Origin of the sequence: Peribacillus butanolivorans (genome assembly GCF_001273755.1) — a bacterium.
Classification (GTDB): Bacteria; Bacillota; Bacilli; order Bacillales; family DSM-1321; genus Peribacillus; species Peribacillus butanolivorans.
In genome coordinates, this window is record NZ_LGYA01000001.1 from 183,321 (window position 1) to 202,873 (window position 19,553).

Here is a 19,553-nt window from a genome sequence, read left to right on the forward strand (position 1 = left end):
TGAAAGGTACTTTTTTAAAAAAGGTCTTGATAACCCTTCAGGTTGTCTTTCATTGTATATCTGTTGGTTTTCTTATACTTGTAAGAACAATATAACCCGCAATTATTCCTGTAATTGAATTAAATGTGGTTGATCCATCTGCTCCGAAGTATCCTCCCCAAACCAATGTGGAGAAAGGTAATTCGAATTCAATTATTTCAGTGAAATACAAAATTGGAATAATGGACATGTAAATGAACGGTAATCCAAGGATAAGTAACCTTAGCCAATTCATTTTCCAGTGACCTTTTGTTAAAAAGTTTTTCACGATACTAGGTATCGCGAATATGCCCCCGATGAAAATTGGGAAGAAAGATTGAAACAAAAAATATCCCTTAATCTCATATGTTTCGCGACTAATTATTTCTAGATGATGTTGGTACTTTAAACCATATAATAATACACTTAATAATAGAATTAAGTAGGATAAATAACTAATTGTTCTTTTCCAAGAATGGCTCATAAAATGTTTCCCCCCGTCTTTTTACTATTATACGGAAAAATAAGGAAAAAGTTTCAGCGGTTAACATTTGCAGAGCTTTAAAGAAGAAGTGTAAAGAAAGGCCGAACATTTTGTCCGACCTTCCTCTATTACACTTCTTCTTTTTGTTGTTCCTTTTGGACCTTTGGCGGCGTCCATTTGAAGATTTTATTGAGGATATTATAGATATGTTTGGATTCTTTTGTAAGGATTGGTCCAAGAATCGCTAAGGTCAAAACATATAGTGCCGCAAACGGGGTTAGTATTGGCATTAAACCACCTGCAATACCTAGGTTGGCGAGAATAATGGAGAATTCACCACGTGAAACAATAGTTAAACCGATATTGGCTGAGGCTTTGTGAGATAAACCAGATTTTCGTCCGGCTATCATACCAGCGACAAAGTTACCGATTATAGTGATGATTACGGCTCCAAGGACCATCCAGACAGCTCCACCAAGGGTAGTTGGATCAATGCTCAAGCCAAAGCTGAAGAAGAATATGGCGCCAAAGAAGTCTCTAAAGGGAATGACAAGTTTTTCTATCCTGTCGCTGTGTTCCGTTTCAGAAAAGACTAGACCAAGCAGTAATGCACCAATGGCTTCTGCAACGTGAATTGTTTCTGAGAAACCTGCGACAAAGAATAGCAAGGCAAACACAACAATAATAAATAACTCATCAGAGGATATATTAAATAATTTGTTGAGTAAACCAGAGGCTTTCCGAGCTATTACGAAAAATATCAGCATATATCCGATGGCGATGAAGGTAGAAAGTAGCGTTCCCCAAATGGAACCAGAATCGCTTAATACCAATCCAGATACGACTGATAAATAAACAGCAAGGAAGATATCTTCAAACATGATGATACCAAGAATGAGCTCTGTTTCGTTATTACCTGTTCTTTTAAGATCGACAAGGACTTTTGCTACAATGGCACTTGATGAAAAGCTGATAATCCCTGTTAATATTAGAACTTCTCTTAAAGGTAGTCCGAGCAGGAAACCATATAGTAAGGCCATTCCAGCGTTGATTAAAATGTAATACGTTCCGCCTGTTACTATATTTTTCCCTGACTTCATTAGCTTTTTAACGGAAAACTCAAGACCTAAGTAAAATAAAAGGAACAATATCCCGATTCTTCCGAGGAACGCTATGATTTCATCACTTTCGATGAAGCGCAGATCAATCAATCCGAAGTTTGGAGCATGGGGGCCAACGAGCATGCCGATGATAATTAATAATGGAACATTTGATATTTTAAATTTACCTGCAATGAGAGCAGCTAATGCTACTAGAAGCAGGGCAGTTCCTACTTCAAAGACTAAATGGTCCATATGTGCTTAGTCACTCCTTTCGTCGGTCAAAAGTTCTCTTGTCAGGTTACGGATATCTTTTCTTTCACCAGATATTACTAGCGTATCGCCTGTTTCGATGATAGAGTCTGGACCAGGATTGTTTAGTTGTTTTTTTCCCTTTTTCGAATGGGCAATAACGGTTACGTTGTAATTGCTCCGAATATCAATCGAACCTATTGTTTGATTGATTGCTCTTGAACCTGGTTCCACCTTGAACCATTCAATAACCAAGTCGCCTAATGACATCTCAATCGTTTCAAGCGCTTGTGGTTTGTAAACCATACCGCCTATGATGGAAGCCATTTGTCGCGATTCCTGATCGTTAAGGGTGATGCTCGATATAACTTCTTCATGTTCATTATCAAAATGGTACAATTCTCGACGGCCATCATCGTGAATGACAATCACTAACTTTTCATCATTTCTCGTTATGATTTCAAATTTTTGGCCAATACCAGGAAGTTCGCTTTCTCTAATTTTCACTGGAATTCCTCCTTAAGATAGTTGGTTAGAGTTTTAGAAGATAGAAATATGTTTATAAATTAACGTCAATAATCGTTTTGAATTTCTTCTCCTTAGAAATGCCGATGTATTTTAGTGTCTCTGATGGACTTGAATGATGGTAATGCTTTTGTATCAAAGAAAGAGACACTCCTTGTTTATAGGCATGATAGCCAAATGTTTTGCGCATCGAACTCGCTCCGAATTTACCTGTCAGACCTGCACCTTCCACAGCATCATGAATGATTCGGTGAGCTTGTTGGCGCGTAATCGGCTTTTTTGTTTTAGGGGATAGAAATAAAAATTGACCTTCGATAACCTTCGAGCCTTTTAGGTATTCTTGTAAGGCGGTACGAACTTTCAAGTTCAAATAAATTTGAGTGACTTCTTCATTCTCCATTCGTTGCTCATAAAACTCTTTGATTTTTCCTGTTTCATCGAGAACGTTGGAAACAGTGATTTCCAGCATTTCATTGATCTTCATACCCGTATTGATTCCGAGTACAAATAATAAATAATCCCGACTGGAGTGAGCTCGTAAGTACGTTTTTATTTTGCTGATTTGATTGATATCCTTAAAGGCTTCCACATATTCCATAGATCTTCTCCTCTTGCCAATGTAACATAATTATATTATATCACAAATTATGTTACATTGCATGTATTAAGTCCTATAAGAAAGATTCCCCCAAAAGAAGCAACTCATATATCATTAAAAGAGAAAATAAAGAAGTGGTGTCCAATAGTAATCCTTCTTTTATTTATTCTCTACCCAAACAAGAAAAAATATATCAGTTTAGTGTGTTATAGCTTACTAAAATGAGGGGATGTAAGGCATTTCTAAAAAAAATGTAGTTTGGCAGCATAAAACATAAAAAAAGAGGGAATCCCTAAGTTGGAATTCCCTCTCTAAATTTCTTTTTTTAATAGACTGCTTTTTGTAATTTATGAATGACCTCAAGTGAAAGGCCAGTTCCTATGGCAACTGATTCAAGCGGGTTATCAGCAAGTTTGACTGGTACTACAATTTCATTCGTTAGCCAATCTTGTATTCCATTAAGGAGTGCACCTCCACCAGATAAGATGACACCTTGATCAACAATATCACCACTTAATTCAGGAGGACAGTCTTCCAAAGTGGCTCTGATTGCTTCTAAAATATGAAGAAGCGATTCCTGGATTGCTTCCTGGACGTCAGTGGATGATATCGTAATCGGTTTTGGAAGACCAGTTACAAGGTCGCGACCTCTGACTTCCATGGTAACAACGGAATGTTCAACGAGGGCGTAGCCGATTTCCATTTTTATTTGTTCAGCTGTCCGTTCCCCGATTAACACATTATGTTTTTTTCTTACGAATTGGGAGATATCTTCATCCAATTGATCTCCGCCAATTCTGATGGAATTACAAGAAACAACGCCGCCGTAAGAAATAATTGCCACCTCAGTTGTACCACCGCCGATATCAACGATGACATTAGCAACTGGCTCTTCTACAGGCAGACCTGCTCCGATTGCTGCTGCTACTGGTTCCTCAATAAGGTGAACCTGCTTGGCTCCACAGCTTTTGACTGCATCCTGAATGGCTCTTCTTTCCACAGATGTTGAGCCTGATGGTGTACAGACTACTACACTTGGCTTTCGAATTGATAAGCCTAAAGCCTTGCTTGCTTTTTTCATGATTTCCCGTAGCATTTGTGCGGTAACATCAAAATCCGCGATGACCCCGTCCTTTAGTGGCCGGATCGCAACAATATTTCCAGGTGTTTTTCCAATCATATTTTTTGCATCCACACCGACTGCTAATACCTTACTAGTCTCTATATCAATGGCCACAACAGATGGCTCATTAAATACGATTCCTTTATTTTTACTGTAAACTAGCGTATTTGCAGTTCCTAAGTCAATGCCTATTTCTGTATTTGATAACATTTAGTCACCCCTCCATAAGAGTTTGACCCCTATATAATCATTCTACCTTGAACTGTGAGTTTGTGGGGGTGGGAAATCTAGTAAATAGTGGAATTGCTGCGCTGTTCTTTTTCATAAAGGGAAAACATGATGAAATATAAAACGGCGCTTGCGATTGCCAGCGCACTAAGAATGCCAAATGTCCAATTGTAACCAATCCATCCTGTCATGGGAATGGCCAATGGTGCTAACATTCTACCAATTGTAAAACGCAAGCTTGCTGCAGCAAAATATTGCCCCCGCATATGTGCCGGAGCGAGCTTGGATACAAATCCCTGCTGAATGCCTGCTGTCAAAAGGTCAGCTATTGAAAACAAAGCAATGGCGATAAATAACCCCCATAACCATCTTTCTGGTATATTCCCCACCATCATACTTCATGCCCCAGGCGAAAACAAGAGAGGGCAGTAGACTTGAAACAGGTTATTTTATGTTAAGATGAAAGATGAAATTATGGTAGATAAAGAAGGGTAATAATATGAAAACATATTTAGTTGACAGTAAGATTTTTAGAGTTATTTTCACCGCTTTTCTAGCTTTCATAGGTGGGTTCGTGTTCAATCGTCTTGGAATATATTTACCGTGGATGCTCGGACCATTATTTGTGGTGATGATTGCTAAAATCAAATTAGGAAAGTACATGTTATGGTCTAAACCCTTTAGAAGCACTGGATTGGTTATTCTTGGTTTACAACTAGGAAGTTCATTCACGAAACAATCGTTAAATGAAATGATTGAATATTTGCCCATCATGCTTTTTACGACGGTTGCTATCATTTTATTTACGGTATTAACTGGTTGGTTTGTTGGAAAGCGAATGAATTTATCTTTGAGTACGTCCATGCTTGGCAGTTTTCCTGGCGGTCTGTCTCAGATGGTGGTCCTAAGTGAGGAAATGAAGGATAGTGATGAAACAATTGTTGGCTTCATGCAGACGCTTCGAGTCATCCTTGTTATATCCATTGTTCCCTGGCTTGTGACTCACGTTATGACAGTTGATTCGGTTGCGGTAGTAAGTGTTTCGGATCGGCCCTTTTTCATGTTTGATTATGATGGGAAATTAGCCATTCTGATGATTGTAACCTTTCTATTATTCATTTTCATCACAAAAAGGGTAAACTTCCCGCTGCCATTTTTACTTGGGCCTCTCATGGCGGCAGCCCTATTTAATTTGGCAGGACCTGGGGCACCGCAAATTCCTGATTTTTGGTTGAACTTTTCACAATTGCTGATTGGCACGCATTTAGGGTATACATTGAAGGTCGACAATCCTCGACTTTTCAGAAAGATGTTCGGAGCAGTATTCGTTAGTAATGTCCTGTTAATTGGATTTTGTTATTATCTTTCGATTCAGTTTGCTCCCATCCTATCTATACCGGCTAACGAATTGTTTTTAAGTATGGCACCAGGCGGTGTGGCAGAAATGGCAGTAACAGCTATGTCTGTTCATGTGGATTTATCTGTGGTCACTAGTTTCCACTTATTCAGAATTTTATTCATTTTATTTTTACTCTCACCCATCATCAAATGGCTGGATGGTAGAAATATATGGTACCAGAAAAAAGAACGAGGCTGACATGCTTCGTCTTTTTTTTTGTCTAAATATTTTTCATTTTAATAGATTAATAAGAAAAGGGTGAATGAGATAGAGCGGAGGGCACATTGGAACATTAGAGAAGATATCGTCAAATTCCTTTTATAACAAGGTTTGTATGGAAAAAATCAGCATATACGAACAGAGCGGCTTGAAATTCCCTTTTGACGGAAACTTTGTCTGAACTGAAATATGCTATGGAATCAGTCCTATATAAGGAGTAAAGCAGGTAGATTTTGTGATAATAGAATGAAATTTTAAATTCTATCTAATGGAATAGTAAAATAATACTCATTTTTTTTAAACTTCATCCGATATAAAGAGCAGATAAGACTTTTAATGAATGGGTGAGTATTATGGATATAACATCGGTTTTGGGAGTAGTTCTAGGGATTGTGGCTATTTTAGTGGGAATGGTATTGAAAGGCGTAAGCATTACAGCGCTGATTAACCCGGCAGCTATCTTGATCATTATTGTAGGGACAATAGCTTCTGTCGTAACGGCTTTCCCTTTTTCAGAATTAAAAAGATTGCCAAAAATATTAAAAGTTTTATTCTTAGAACAACAATTAACAAAGCCTGAAGAACTAATTAAAACCTTTTCTGAATGGGCGGTCATTGCTAGAAAAGAAGGCTTATTGGCTTTAGAAATTATTTCGGATCAAGTCGACAATACCTTTTTAAAAAATGGGTTGAATCTTGCGGTCGAGGGTCAGAGTGCCGATTATATTCGTGATATTTTAGCAGAAGAAATAGACGCAATGGAAGAACGTCATCAAAGCGGGGCTGCAATTTTTAGTCAGGCTGGCACATATGCACCGACACTTGGAGTATTGGGTGCGGTAATCGGGCTGATCGCTGCATTAGGTAACATGGCTGATACCGAGGCATTAGGACATGCCATTTCTGCAGCGTTCGTTGCAACCTTGATGGGAATTTACACAGGGTATGTATTATGGCATCCATTTGCGAATAAGCTTAAGCGGAAATCGCAACAAGAAGTCCGGATAAAAGAAATGATGATAGAAGGAATTTTATCGATCATCGAAGGGGAAGCGCCAAGAACGATAGAACAAAAACTAACATCCTATTTGCCTGCTGAAGATCGTAAAAAGTGGTTAGAAGGCGATGTGAGAGAAGATGGCTAGGCGGAAAAAAAAACAGCGGCATGAAGAGCATATTGATGAGTCATGGTTAGTACCTTATGCCGATATCTTAACTTTGCTTCTTGCACTTTTTATCGTCCTTTTCGCTTCGAGTTCGGTTGATGGAGTTCGATTCCAACAATTATCTAATGTGTTTAATCAAGTGTTTACGAGCGGGACGGGATTTATGGATTTCCCCAGCGATTCTCCCAGCAATAAACCAACATCACCGGAACAAAGTACAGAGGCAGAAGAACTTAAGAGGTTAGGGAAAAGCGAAAAGAAACAGCTTACAGAGGTTCAGGAACGTGTAAATGCATATATTAAAAAGAATGGTTTAACAGATAAATTGGGTACGAACCTCACGGATGAAGGCATGCTGATATCAATTAGGGATAATGTGCTGTTCGAATCAGGCGTGGCAGAGGTTAGAAGTGAAGATCGAAAAATGGCTAAGGAAATTTCAAATCTTCTAGTTATGGACTTACCCAGAAACATTATAATAAGCGGACATACCGATAATATACCGATTCAGACTTACCGGTATGATTCGAACTGGGATTTAAGCGTTATGCGTGCGGTTAATTTCATGAAACTTCTCCTCGGAAATAAAGACTTGGATCCCGAAATGTTCAGCGCAAAAGGTCATGGGGAATTTAAGCCAGTTGCTTCTAATAAAACAAAAAATGGAAGAGCGGAAAACCGGCGTGTTGAAATACTGATTGTTCCGCGGACGGCAATAATTGAGTGAAAACCTGTCTGGTATGGACGGGTTTTTCTTTTTTAAAGGAGTATATATGGAAAGAGAATATACAAATGTGATGGAAGAGATTGTTGTGACTTGGGTGCAGATTTTAATGGCTGGAATGGAATATCAAACGTTTTGTTCGTGCAACAAATGTAAGAATGACATTATCACATTATCTTTGAATGCCCTGCCTAATTATTATGTAACAACGGAAGAAGGGCGGAAGCGGATATTTGAAAACTTGAATACGGATGAAAACCGAAAATGGATTAACAAAAGACTTATTAGTGCCATACATGTGGTAGGTAAATTCCCCAAACATAATCAGAATGGAACAAGGGAAAACTGTTAAAGGCAAACAAGGTGAAGTCGAAGTCACAATAGATGAAAGCATCGACTCAGTAAAACCAGAGGACTTTGATGCTTTGTTCATTCCTGGAGGTTTTTCCCCAGACCAGCTACGTGCAGATGCACGCTTCGTAACGTTTGCAAAATCGTTCATGGATGAAAAAAAACTGTATTTGCAATCTGTCATGGACCACAGTTGCTGATTTCTGCCAAAACACTTGAAGGACGTCATGCAACAGGGTATAAATCTATTAAGGTAGATATTGAGTATGCAGGTGCTACATATTTAGACAAAGAGGTCGTTGTTTGAGGCGATCAGCTTGTCACCAGCAGAACACCAGAAGATATCCAAGCCTTTAATCGAGAGTCACTTAGATTATTGAAAAAAAATCCCGACGCCGTCGGGATTTTTTCTTTAATAAGGTTTAAAGGATTCATATACTTCCATCTTTGCAGTAAAATAAAAGGAGAGACGAAAAAAAAGGAAGTGTAACGATTGATCGTATTAAAATCTGCACGTGAGATTCAAGCGATGCATGACTCAGGTAAAATTTTGGCAGCTTGTCATAGGGAAATCGCAAAAATAATTGTACCCGGTGTGACAACATGGGAAATTGAAGAATTTGTTGAAGGGTTTTTAAAGAAACATGGGGCGAAGCCGGAACAAAAGGGTTACAAAGGGTATGAATATGCGACATGCGCAAGCATCAACGAAGAAATCTGTCATGGTTTTCCTCGAAAGACACCTTTGAAAAATGGCGATATCGTAACAATTGATATGGTCGTTAATTATAACGGCGCGCTTTCAGACTCTGCCTGGACGTACCCGGTCGGTAAGGTTTCAAAGGAAACGGAACACTTACTGCATGTGACAAAGGAATCTTTATATAAGGCGATTGAAGTATCTGTAGAAGGCAATCGTATTGGCGACATTGGTCATGCTATTCAATCATATGTAGAAGCGGAAGGCTTCTCTGTCGTCCGTGATTTTATCGGCCACGGGATTGGAAATGTTATTCATGAAGAGCCTCAAGTTCCGCATTATGGATTGCCAAATAAAGGGCCACGCCTAAAAGAGGGCATGGTATTCACAATTGAACCGATGGTGAACGTAGGTACATATAAAGCCAGCAGGGATGCGAATGGTTGGACCGCCTCTACTGCAGATGGGAAATACTCGGCTCAATATGAGCATACGATTGCCATCACAAAGAACGGTCCAATTATTTTAACGGAACAATAATGATTTGGTTATCTTATCTCCTAAAAACGAAAAAAACAGCATCGAAAATTGATGCTGTTTTTTTCATCTCATTTAATTGGCCGTTCCAATGAATATAAATCTTCTTCGATGTTCCCAATTCGGTCCTCAATCACTGTTTTAGCATCTTTAATGCCCTCGTTATATATAAAGGGAGCAATGTTGTCGAGAATGAATTGTAAGTGGTTTTCAGCAGCAATTTCGCCAATTCTTTCACCATTTTCCTGGTAGACATACTCTTGAATGCGTTCAATCATCACGCGTCGCTTTTCTAAGGGAAATTGAATAAACATAAAAAACCTCCTTTATATCTGTTCTAAAAACCATGAAATGAAATGATCCGAATTTAGAGGGAAGACAGGTACTGAAGCATAGCTCATTGTTTGCTCCAGACAGTCAGGCCAAGCAATAACTGCTTTGATATTATTAAGCTGTTTTAGTAATAGAAGGTCATTTTCCTCTTTGATTAGAATTATCTTAGGAAAGTCTTCCTGTTTGTATCCTTCGATTAAAATCACGTCGGGATGAAAAAGACCCAGCAATTGAATCAGCTCTGCTATAGAGGTTCCTTTTCTAAAATTGCCAAGTAATTCAATCGTCCCGTCTCCTTCAACAAGTGATGCAGCTGCCCCAGCCTGAAAGTGTTTGGTGGAATCCTTTATACTTGTATGATCGGGTTTTCCGCCATGCCCATGATGCTTTAATACGGCTGTTTCCAAGTTTACTGCGCGAAGCTTCTCAATTATATTCGTAATGAAAGTCGTTTTTCCTCTATTTTGGTAGCCGACCACTTGAAATATAAAAGGTTTCACCAAGGCCATACGCATCCTTCTTGGTCATCAAGAAGAAGGACGTCCACGATATCGCCAGTTTTGAATCCACGAGTGCCTCCAGGTAATACGGTTAGTGAATTTGCTCCTGCAAGGCTTGTTGTTATATTGGATTTATCTACACCACTAGGGATAACCTTCAGCTGGCCAGATTCGAAAAATAAACGCGTTCGCAAAAGCCGTGAGAAGGGATTGGGCTTTAAGAAATCCTCAGCCAATTGCGCTTTTTCTTTTCGTAAATGAGGCAGCTCAGAAAACAGCATGGTTCGAATAATCGGTCTTGCAAATAACTCAAAGCCGACATAACTGGCAGATGGATTACCAGATAAGCCGAATAGAAATTTATTATTAAATACAGCAACTGTTGTAACACTGCCTGGGCGCATAGCTACTTTATTGAATAAAACATCGGCTCCTATTTTCCGGTAAATATCAGGGAGAAGGTCGAAATCACCGACGGAGACGCCCCCCGTTGTAATGAGAAGGTCAACTTCCTCCAAGGCTGAGGAAATTGCCTCATAGCTTAAGTCAAATTCATCCTTAAGTTTTCCATAAAAACGAACTTCTCCTCCTGCTCTCTGAATTTGGGCGGAGATGGCATGAGAGTTGCTGTTGCGAATTTTTCCCGGTTGCAATGGTTCACTGACATCTAGAAGTTCTGACCCTGTAGCAAATAAGCCGACGACAGGCTTTTTGGCAACTGGAACTTCAGAGTAACCGAATGTAGCAAGCAAGCCGATGATGCCTGGATTAATCATTGTGCCTTTTTTGACAAGAATATCACCTTTTTTTGCATCCTCTCCTTTGAAAGACACATTTTCGCCTGCGTTAAGTGAGCGTTTAAAGGATATGTATTTCTTCCCGTCCTTTTCAAATTCCTTGGTGAGCTCGAACATAATAACTGCATCACATTCGTCTGGCATTTGGGCTCCAGTCATGATTCTTGCTACCTGGTTTTGTTGCACAGGAAGAGTAGAAACCATCCCTGCAGCCAACTCTTCTATCACTTCGAATTCGAGCGGATTATTAAGGGAACCTTCAGCCGTATCTTCAGACCTGAGGGCAAAACCATCGTACGGTGAACGGTTGAAATGTGGAACATCAATTGTAGCTATAATATCTTGAGCTAAAAAACGATAATGACTTTTCTCAAGAGCAACTAATTCCACCTGTCCTTCTAATGTATGTTTCATCACTTTTTCTACTGCATCTGCGAGACTAATGGGCGTTCTTCTTTCTACCATACCTACAACTCCTGTCTGATTGTCCAATAATATTCACTATAACAAATTTAGCAGAATTCTTTAATAAATAAAAAACCCTCACCATTATGGGAGGATTTGGATGTTATTTATTGCGGAGTCTTCCAAGTTCTTCAGCGATTGCTTCCATTTCACGGACACTGAAGTTTGTTTTTTTCATCACCATTTTATAAATATCATGAAGTTCTTCATACATTTCGATATCGAAATGGGTGGATTTGATTGCTCCGAAGTTCATTACTTTTAGTTTATCCTTGATTGCTTCTACCATAAACTCGACACTTTCGGCTGTATTTTGTGTTAAATCCATTTCCCTCATCCTTTCACACGTTTCTAAATTATTTTCATCTTTGCATGATTACCCCTATAAGTCAATGAATATTCAGTAGGAAAACGACGCATTATCTCCGATTTACTTGATTGTCTCGCGTTTTAATGTGAGCATGTTTGGGAAAAGATAGGAAAAAACTTTTTTAAACACTGTATAATGGAGATAACCACCATTACCCATCAACTAATATATGACGAGGAGGAGAATATATGAGCAACATTCGTGAAGAATATAAGTGTGCAAAGAAAAGTAAATTTATGCAGGCGGTTTTAATAGGGGCTCTAGCTGGGGCTGCTGTTAGTCTTTTTGATAAAAACACGCGAAGTTCCGTATTGGCAAACAGCAAAAGTTGTATGAATAATATGAAAGAACTAGTGAAAAATCCCAATGGAATCCTAACTCAAGTACGTGAAACATCTTCAAAAGTTCGTGCCACAGTTGAAAAAATTTCCGATGATGTATCCTTCATTTCCCAAAGAGTAGAGGAGATGAAAGATATTCCATCGCAAGTTGCGCATGTTGTGATGGAGACAAAAGAGGTCTTCTCTGCGGAAGGACAGCAAGAATCTTCTTCAAACCATGATTTAGAAGAGCGTATTTCCTTAAATTAGATAAAGAGGTGGAGGTATGGCCGATAAAAAAGAATGGTTGAAAGGGTCATTCTTCAAAACTTTCATAAAACGGTTACAAGTGGATGATGTGTCGGGACTTGCCGCCCAGCTGTCCTATTTCTTTTTACTTTCCCTGTTTCCGTTACTTATTTTCCTATTTACTTTATTGGCCTACCTGCCATTTTCACAGGAAGATATTTTACGTTTAGTCCGTTCATATGCACCAGATGGTTCTATGGCAATCATTGAGGGAAATCTAACAGAAGTTATGGAAGGGAATAGTACCTTATTGTCGTTTGGTGTCATTGGAACAATATGGTCAGCATCTAATGGAATGAATGCAATTATTAAAGCCTTTAATCACGCATATGGTGTAAAAGAAAGTCGAACTTACTTTATTTCCCGGGGAATGTCGATTATTCTCACATTAGCAATGATTTTTGTTTTTATTGTCGCTTTGTTGCTTCCTGTATTCGGAAAGCAGATAGGTATATTTTTATTTGCCGAATTTGGGCTATCTGACGAGTTTTTGTCGATTTGGAATCATATGCGCTGGGTGATTAGCACAATTGTATTATTTATCGTGTTTACGATCCTCTATTTGATAGCGCCCAACAAAAAGTTGAAATGCCTGACAGTGATTCCGGGTGCTATTTTTGCCACGGCTGGCTGGAGTCTCGTTTCCTTTTTATTTTCTTTTTATGTAGCGTACTTCGCAAATTATTCTGCAACATATGGGAGCCTTGGTGGGATAATCGTGTTAATGATCTGGTTTTACTTATCAGGGCTAATCATAATTCTAGGCGGGGAAATTAATGCCCTCATAAGTAATAAAGAACAGCCAAAATGTGAATGAGCTTCCTAAAGTTCCCGTAATAGCTATAAGTCCTGTAGCTAATGCTAATCAAGAAATGACGACTTAGTAGTAGGGAGGAATTCTTTCATGGGTAAAAGCAACAAAAAGCAAAAAGGAAAAAAAGGTTCGAACCATAAAACGTCAGGTTCTGCTAATGGGAAAAACGGCTATCACTAAGTAGAATGAACACGCAAAAAAAGGGGCCTCATAGGCTCCCTTTTTTTGTTTAGTTTTTCAATAATCTTAAACTGTTCAGAATAACTAGAATGGTGCTTCCTTCATGGCCAATTACGCCATATGGAAGGTCGAGGAATTGAAGGAAGTTAGATGCAATCAGAACCATAATGACAGAAATCGAGAAGACGACGTTTTGTTTGATGATTCGGTTCATTTTCTTAGATAACCTTACTGCTTCGGCAATACGCGGTAGGTCATTCTTCATTAGGACAACATCCGCTGTTTCCAACGCAACATCTGTGCCCTCGCCCATTGCAATCCCGACAGAAGCAGTTGCAAGTGCAGGTGCATCATTAATTCCATCTCCAACCATTGCTACAGTACCGTAGTGTTCTTTCAACTTTTTCACTTCAGTAACCTTAGTTTCAGGTAAGCATTCAGCAATATATGCATCGATATGGCTCTCAGACGCAATCGCTTTAGCGGTCTTTTCACCATCGCCTGTTAGCATAACGGTATGAATGCCTTCATTTTTCAATGCTTCGATAGCAGTAATCGTTTCTTCACGCACCACGTCTTTCAATGTAAGAATGCCGGCAATACCTTGATTGTCTCTTGCATAAACTATCGTCTTGCCTTGTTCAGCTAGTGTTAGTGCAATACCGTTTTGAAATTGTTCGGCTTCACTTCTTCCGACGAAATCAGCTTTTCCTACTTGCCAAAGTACTCCGCTGAAATATGCTTGAACCCCATTACCTGAGATATCTTCCATATTATCCGGTTTAATGATGTCTTTTGCTAATTTAGTTTTAGCGTAGCGCACAATTGATGTTGCCAAAGGATGGTTCGAATAATTTTCAACAGATGCAATATGGAATAGGAAATCTTCTTCGTTTAAATCTTCACGGATAATGACATCCGTTACCTCTGGTTTTCCTTTTGTTAATGTTCCGGTTTTATCTAAGGCAATTGCCCTCAAGTTACCAAGATTCTCAAGGTGGATACCACCTTTAAATAGAATTCCATGACGAGCACCATTAGAGATGGCAGATAGCGTAGCTGGCATAATAGAAGCTACGAGAGCACAAGGTGAAGCAACAACAAGCAAAATCATTGCCCGGTAAAATGTTTCGGTCCAACTCCATCCTAATACAAAATGCGGTACGAACAACATCAAAGCGACAACGGTTAATACGATTTTTACATAGGTTCCTTCAAAACGTTCAATGAACAGCTGAGAAGGAGACTTTTCACTTTGTGCAGATTGAACGAGAGTAATTATTTTTTGAAATAATGTTTCGTTTGCTGGTTTTGTAATTTCTACGGTAATCGTTCCACGCAGATTCACTGTTCCCGCAAATACTTCATCATCCAATGACTTACTAACTGGAATAGATTCGCCAGTGATCGCCGCTTCATCAATATTGGTACGTCCGTCCGTGATTTTTCCATCAGAGGGTATTCTTTCACCTGGTTTTACCAAAATTAGGTCCCCGACTTGTAGCAGGGAGACGGATACGGTTTCTTCATATCCATTTGTGATTCGCAGCGCTTCTTCCGGCTGTAAATCCATAAGTGCTGAAATTTCTTTATGACTTTTATTCATTGTGTATGTTTCAAGCGCCCCGCTTAAAGCAAAAATAAAAATTAAAATAGCGCCCTCCGTCCAGTAACCGATAATCGCAGAACCGATGGCCGCGAAAATCATTAGCATCTCTACATTCAATTCCTTATCGGCAAACGTATCTTCAATTCCCTCTTTTGCTTTGGCATAACCGCCGATTAGGAAGGAAGCTAAATATATAACGATAGAAGGAGTTTCAAGTCCATTCTTAGAAAGCGCCCAGCCCAATAATATCAATACACCGCTAAACAATGCGGCAATAAGTTCTAGATGGGGTTTTACTTTTTCCAACCAAGAGGTTTCGCATGCAGTCGGTTGTGTTAATTGTTTAGTATCAGTGGTCATAAGATTCCCTCCCATATTCTTTTCTATTTTTGTGTAAATGATATAGATTATCATTTGTATAATATATAATTGAGAAAGATAATCAACGTCATTTCTCTGAATAAAATATGAAAGCTGTCACCAAAATTGCGATGACAGCAACGATTTAAAAGGTTTATTAACGTGGTGTTCTTTTTATTAATCTTATATTAACACATATCCTATTCAAAAATAAAGAAGAATGATTCTAATATAGGAAAAAATATAAAGAACCATAATTTATATCATTTGACCACTATATGATAAATACAATACAAATTGAATAATAAATGGAGTAGTTCAGATAATAAACTATACTACAAGTTTGGAGCAGGCATTTTTTCCTTAAATAGCACCAGTGAAATAAAGACAAGAAGAAGCATTATACTAATTAAATAGAAAAAATTACCTCCTTGTAAGTATTCTATGACTAAACCACCGAAAAACGGACCACCAATGCTGCCGAGACTGTAGAAGATGCTGCATAACAGATTTCCTGCAGGTAATAGGTTGCGGGGCAAAAGGTCTGCCATATAACTGATTCCTAAAGAGAAAGTCGAACCCACCATCATCCCGCCAAGCAGGAAGCAAATGAACAGACCGATTACGGAATATGAAACAATCCCAGCTAGAGTAAATACGGTAAAGCCTGAAAAAAGAATGATCAGCAAGATTTTTCGTCGGCCAAATCGGTCACTGAGCATTCCAAGCGGAATCTGTGAAAGCAAAGTACCACCTGAAAATGCTGGAATGATAAGCGATACTGCGGTTAAATCAATTCCAGAGCGCAACGCGAATACTGGAAAGTTGCTATTCAATGAGGATTCAAGCACGCCAAAGGTGAATGGAAGTAAAAAGGCGACCCAAGCAATGTGACTCACTTTCGTAAACCGTTTGAGTGTACCGAAGAATGATGTGCTTTCTGACTCATCCTGTTCAGGAAGCTCGTTTTTAATCAGGAATACAGTCATCCACGTAAGTAGGCTTAGTATGGATGTAATGATGAATGGCAAAGACTGATTAATCTCCAGAAGCTTCGTCATTAGCGGACCAACCATGAAACCAAGACTGAAAAATAGTCCATAAATAGCGATATTCCTTCCGCGCTTTGCTGAAGGGGAAATAGCGGTAATCCATGTCTGGGTAGCAAAGTGAAGGGTATGATCACCGATTCCGATGAAAAAACGCAGAGCAAACCAAAACCAGAATGATTTCCAGACCGGAAATAAGGCAAGTGAAAGAATTACCGTTATTCCGCCAAATAATATTAATGGCTTATAGCCATATTTGCGGAGAGGTGCTTCCATAAAAGGAGAAATTAAAAGAATCCCAATATAAAGTGACGCAGCATGAAATCCATTTAAGGAAGAGCTAATTCCGTCATTTTCGAAAATGATTGCGATAATTGGCAGAAGCATTCCTTGAGAAAATCCAGATATGCCGACCATACAAATTAGAACACTAATAAGCAGCTTTTGATTCATAAGTTTTCGTCTCCTAAGATATGTATACCTTGTTGATGTTACATCCAGGGGAGAGGGTTAAGCAATAGAAATTTGGGTAAATGTTGACAAGAAGAGAATATCGTTAAAAATCCCCTTTTTCATTTCGGGAAAATTATGTATGATAATTTTTGTTACATATTAAATTGCATATAGGATTGTGAGGAGAAATATCGTGGATAAAATATTTTTGGGGCTCGTCCTCTTAGGTGTCCCTTTATCAGTTATAGGTTCTTTGATGCATTGGCCGAGTGTAATCATGTTTATTGTGTATTGTTTAACAATTATAGCGCTCGCAGGTTTTATGGGCCGGGCAACGGAAAGTCTAGCGATTGTGATGGGCCCAAGGATTGGTGGACTGTTGAACGCAACCTTTGGTAATGCAGTGGAACTGATTATTTCCATTTTTTCATTAAAGGCAGGGCTAGTGGGCGTCGTATTAGCCTCCTTAACTGGATCGGTATTAGGAAACTTATTGTTGGTGGCAGGACTTTCCTTTTTTATTGGGGGGACGAGGTACAAACGGCAGAAATTTAATGTGTTCGATGCAAGGCATAACGCTGGTCTGCTAATCTTCGCCGTTATTGTTGCTTTCGTGATACCGGAAGTGTTCACTCAAAACATGAGCGAATCAAGTACTATGTCGTTAAGTGTCGGAATTTCCATTATTTTAATCTTATTATACTTAGCGGCATTATTCTTTAAATTAGTTACTCATCGCGGGGTTTATCAGCATGCGGAAAAAAGAGAAGCCCATGAGGAACATGAAGAGGAAATACCGGAATGGAGCAAGAAAAAGGCCATTACTATCCTAGCTGTTGCTACATTGGCTGTTGCTTACGTATCGGAAAAACTTGTTCATACTTTCAGTGAAGTCGGGGAGACGTTCGGGTGGACAGAGTTATTTATCGGGGTCATTATCGTTGCCATCGTAGGTAACGCGGCTGAACATGCATCAGCCGTTATTATGGCATATAAAAATAAAATGGATGTCGCTGTTGAGATTGCAGTCGGTTCTACGCTGCAAGTAGCGATGTTCGTTGCTCCTGTCCTAGTGTTGATATCATTAATGTATCCAACACATATGCCGCTTGTTTTCACATTGCCTGAGTTGATTTCTATGGTTACGGCTGTCTTTCTGATGATTATGATTTCGAATGACGGGGAAACGAACTGGTTTGAAGGGCTTACCCTGTTGGCTGCTTACTTTATTATGGGGATTGGATTTTACTTATTATAAGAGTGTCAGGCCTTCCACATCGGGAGGTCTTTTCTTATGAGAAATGCGGATACAAATAAAAATGACTCTGCCCAGGTTATTTTAGCAGAGTCATTTCTATATTAATAAATTACCATTCATAAATTAATCCAAAATTTTTCATCATGCTTCTGTTAAAGTTGAGAAATAATTCTAGAGTGTTACACCATCCTTTTACATCAAATTTAAGTAAGTGGCGAATTCGTTTTTCTGTCATCCTTGAAAAGGGTGTCTTAGATCGATAAGCATACCTCCTGAACGTTTATTAGGTATGAACGATTTCGCCTCCTTTTTATAATGTAAGTTAAGTATAACCGATTTATATAAAAAAGTAAATATTCTGAACTTTACAAATTTATTACAAAATCAACATGTTATTGAAATGTATAGAATGTTGAGTAAAAACAAAATCTATAAACAAAATGATTGAACCTTTTAAAGGAGTGCTACAGCATGAGACGACTTATTCTTATTACAGTGTTTGCCCTAACTGCCTTTATTCAGGCGAATGTAAGTTTTGCAGCCCCTATATCAGCCGGAGATAAAACAACTCCGAACAAGGTGAATATCCCACCTTCCGTATTAAATATTGCGAAGGAGAATACGTATCCAAACTCGACTCAGGATCTTCCAATGCTGCAGCCGAGTGAGTTTGCTAAACAGTTGATTGATTCATCGGATATTAAGATTGAAAATCCAGAACTCATTCATATGTTGAATGAATCAGCAATTGCAAAGGCACCGCTTGCTTTTGGTTACAGGGCGACCATTTACCTTGGCCATTGGGCGTTGAATTACGAGTCTTCCGAGACGGCCCCAAATTGGGAATATCAAAAGATCAATATGAATTACTATGATAATCGCGGCGGTGATGTTCCATACAGAATCCGTTATGTCCAAGAAAACCAAAAGGCAGTGAGTGGTGGACTAACAGCGAAAATTCCTAAGGCCGAGGATGTTAAAAAGATGATGCTATTAAAAGCTACGGAAAAGACCCATTTGCCACTCGCTTTTGAAACGATTGTTGGAGCTGGTACGAAAAAAGATGAAGTATACAATGTTGCTTCAAATCGGATTGGTTATTTATCTAGCTATGCTTCTGCCGTCAATGAAAAAGGTAAGGTCACCTATGGAGAAGTATATTTGAACCTTAAAGGAAATAAACGCTCGATTACGATTAAAAATATTACCTCTCAAGGCATAGGCGCTTGGATACCAGTTCAGGACCATGTTTCCTTCAGCTTTACTGTTTCGCAACAACCACGGTAAGGAAGGTGAAGTAAAAAAACTCGCC

21 protein-coding genes and 1 pseudogene are annotated in these 19,553 nt (G+C 38.9%); 10 read left to right on the plus strand and 12 right to left on the minus strand.

The genetic code is table 11. The features are described from left to right. Positions 1-49: 49 nt before the first annotated feature. The 6 genes from AKG34_RS00845 to AKG34_RS00870 all read right to left on the minus strand — a co-directional run bounded on the left by AKG34_RS00845 (position 50) and on the right by AKG34_RS00870 (position 4,723). Positions 50-502 (minus strand): hypothetical protein, encoded by a 453-nt coding sequence (locus tag AKG34_RS00845; RefSeq protein WP_053344353.1) that lies wholly within the window; start codon positions 500-502, stop codon positions 50-52. A gap of 128 nt (positions 503-630) precedes the next feature. Continuing rightward, the gene (locus AKG34_RS00850; RefSeq protein WP_053344354.1) at positions 631-1,857 is read right to left on the minus strand and encodes a cation:proton antiporter; all 1,227 of its coding nucleotides are present in this window, start codon (positions 1,855-1,857) and stop codon (positions 631-633) included. 6 nt (positions 1,858-1,863) lie between these two features. Then, positions 1,864-2,361, minus strand: a complete 498-nt coding sequence (locus AKG34_RS00855; RefSeq protein WP_053344355.1) for a cation:proton antiporter regulatory subunit — start codon at positions 2,359-2,361, stop codon at positions 1,864-1,866. A 52-nt stretch (positions 2,362-2,413) separates the two neighbouring features. After that, a complete protein-coding gene (locus AKG34_RS00860) occupies positions 2,414-2,977 on the minus strand; it encodes a tyrosine-type recombinase/integrase (RefSeq protein WP_053344356.1) in 564 nt (187 codons plus the stop codon). Between the two features lie 325 nt (positions 2,978-3,302). Next, complete coding sequence (gene mreBH, locus AKG34_RS00865; protein ID WP_053344357.1) at positions 3,303-4,310, minus strand: rod-share determining protein MreBH; 1,008 nt, start codon at positions 4,308-4,310, stop codon at positions 3,303-3,305. Between the two features lie 77 nt (positions 4,311-4,387). Further along, positions 4,388-4,723: an MFS transporter gene (locus tag AKG34_RS00870; RefSeq protein WP_053344358.1), complete on the minus strand. Its 336-nt coding sequence runs from the start codon at positions 4,721-4,723 to the stop codon at positions 4,388-4,390. Positions 4,724-4,827: 104 nt separating this feature from the next. On the opposite strand from AKG34_RS00870, the gene AKG34_RS00875 reads away from it, so the two are divergent. From AKG34_RS00875 to map, 6 genes and pseudogenes are all read left to right on the plus strand, one after another. Then, the gene (locus tag AKG34_RS00875; protein WP_053344359.1) at positions 4,828-5,925 is read left to right on the plus strand and encodes an AbrB family transcriptional regulator; all 1,098 of its coding nucleotides are present in this window, start codon (positions 4,828-4,830) and stop codon (positions 5,923-5,925) included. A gap of 374 nt (positions 5,926-6,299) precedes the next feature. Then, positions 6,300-7,091: a flagellar motor stator protein MotA gene (gene motA, locus AKG34_RS00880; protein ID WP_053344360.1), complete on the plus strand. Its 792-nt coding sequence runs from the start codon at positions 6,300-6,302 to the stop codon at positions 7,089-7,091. Continuing rightward, positions 7,084-7,839: a flagellar motor protein MotB gene (motB, locus tag AKG34_RS00885; RefSeq protein ID WP_053344361.1), complete on the plus strand. Its 756-nt coding sequence runs from the start codon at positions 7,084-7,086 to the stop codon at positions 7,837-7,839. The genes motA and motB overlap by 8 nt, the downstream gene beginning before the upstream one ends. Before the next feature lie 46 nt (positions 7,840-7,885). Continuing rightward, positions 7,886-8,188: a late competence development ComFB family protein gene (locus AKG34_RS00890; protein WP_053344362.1), complete on the plus strand. Its 303-nt coding sequence runs from the start codon at positions 7,886-7,888 to the stop codon at positions 8,186-8,188. Next, positions 8,157-8,572, plus strand: a pseudogene (locus AKG34_RS00895) (DJ-1/PfpI/YhbO family deglycase/protease); the annotation flags it as partial. The gene AKG34_RS00890 and the pseudogene AKG34_RS00895, both read left to right, overlap by 32 nt. A gap of 108 nt (positions 8,573-8,680) precedes the next feature. After that, on the plus strand, positions 8,681-9,427 hold the full coding sequence (gene map, locus AKG34_RS00900) for a type I methionyl aminopeptidase (RefSeq protein ID WP_053344363.1): 747 nt from the start codon (positions 8,681-8,683) through the stop codon (positions 9,425-9,427). Between the two features lie 68 nt (positions 9,428-9,495). On the opposite strand, the gene AKG34_RS00905 is transcribed toward map, so the two are convergent. The 4 genes from AKG34_RS00905 to AKG34_RS00920 all read right to left on the minus strand — a co-directional run bounded on the left by AKG34_RS00905 (position 9,496) and on the right by AKG34_RS00920 (position 11,847). Further along, positions 9,496-9,738 carry a DUF2164 domain-containing protein gene (locus AKG34_RS00905; RefSeq protein ID WP_053344364.1) on the minus strand — a complete coding sequence of 81 codons (243 nt, stop codon included), beginning with the start codon at positions 9,736-9,738 and terminating at the stop codon, positions 9,496-9,498. Between the two features lie 12 nt (positions 9,739-9,750). Further along, a complete protein-coding gene (mobB, locus tag AKG34_RS00910) occupies positions 9,751-10,266 on the minus strand; it encodes a molybdopterin-guanine dinucleotide biosynthesis protein B (protein WP_161804892.1) in 516 nt (171 codons plus the stop codon). Next, positions 10,254-11,519, minus strand: coding sequence for a molybdopterin molybdotransferase MoeA (locus AKG34_RS00915; protein ID WP_053344365.1), 1,266 nt, complete (start codon positions 11,517-11,519; stop codon positions 10,254-10,256). Before AKG34_RS00915 ends, mobB begins: the two co-directional genes overlap by 13 nt. Positions 11,520-11,622: 103 nt before the next feature. Beyond that, complete coding sequence (locus tag AKG34_RS00920; RefSeq protein ID WP_053344366.1) at positions 11,623-11,847, minus strand: DUF1128 domain-containing protein; 225 nt, start codon at positions 11,845-11,847, stop codon at positions 11,623-11,625. A 230-nt stretch (positions 11,848-12,077) separates the two neighbouring features. Between AKG34_RS00920 and AKG34_RS00925 the strand changes: the two genes are divergently transcribed. Both AKG34_RS00925 and AKG34_RS00930 read left to right on the plus strand, forming a co-directional pair. Next, complete coding sequence (locus tag AKG34_RS00925) at positions 12,078-12,479, plus strand: YtxH domain-containing protein (protein ID WP_053344367.1); 402 nt, start codon at positions 12,078-12,080, stop codon at positions 12,477-12,479. A 16-nt stretch (positions 12,480-12,495) separates the two neighbouring features. After that, positions 12,496-13,335 (plus strand): YihY/virulence factor BrkB family protein, encoded by an 840-nt coding sequence (locus AKG34_RS00930; RefSeq protein WP_053344368.1) that lies wholly within the window; start codon positions 12,496-12,498, stop codon positions 13,333-13,335. A 226-nt stretch (positions 13,336-13,561) separates the two neighbouring features. On the opposite strand, the gene AKG34_RS00935 is transcribed toward AKG34_RS00930, so the two are convergent. Beyond that, positions 13,562-15,481, minus strand: a complete 1,920-nt coding sequence (locus AKG34_RS00935; RefSeq protein ID WP_053344369.1) for a heavy metal translocating P-type ATPase — start codon at positions 15,479-15,481, stop codon at positions 13,562-13,564. A gap of 335 nt (positions 15,482-15,816) precedes the next feature. Then, the gene (locus tag AKG34_RS00940) at positions 15,817-16,983 is read right to left on the minus strand and encodes an MFS transporter (protein ID WP_053344370.1); all 1,167 of its coding nucleotides are present in this window, start codon (positions 16,981-16,983) and stop codon (positions 15,817-15,819) included. Positions 16,984-17,173: 190 nt separating this feature from the next. On the opposite strand from AKG34_RS00940, the gene cax reads away from it, so the two are divergent. Further along, a complete protein-coding gene (cax, locus tag AKG34_RS00945; RefSeq protein ID WP_053347939.1) occupies positions 17,174-18,241 on the plus strand; it encodes a calcium/proton exchanger in 1,068 nt (355 codons plus the stop codon). A 471-nt stretch (positions 18,242-18,712) separates the two neighbouring features. After that, positions 18,713-19,528, plus strand: coding sequence for a YfkD famly protein (locus AKG34_RS00950; protein WP_053344371.1), 816 nt, complete (start codon positions 18,713-18,715; stop codon positions 19,526-19,528). Positions 19,529-19,553 lie beyond the last annotated feature (25 nt).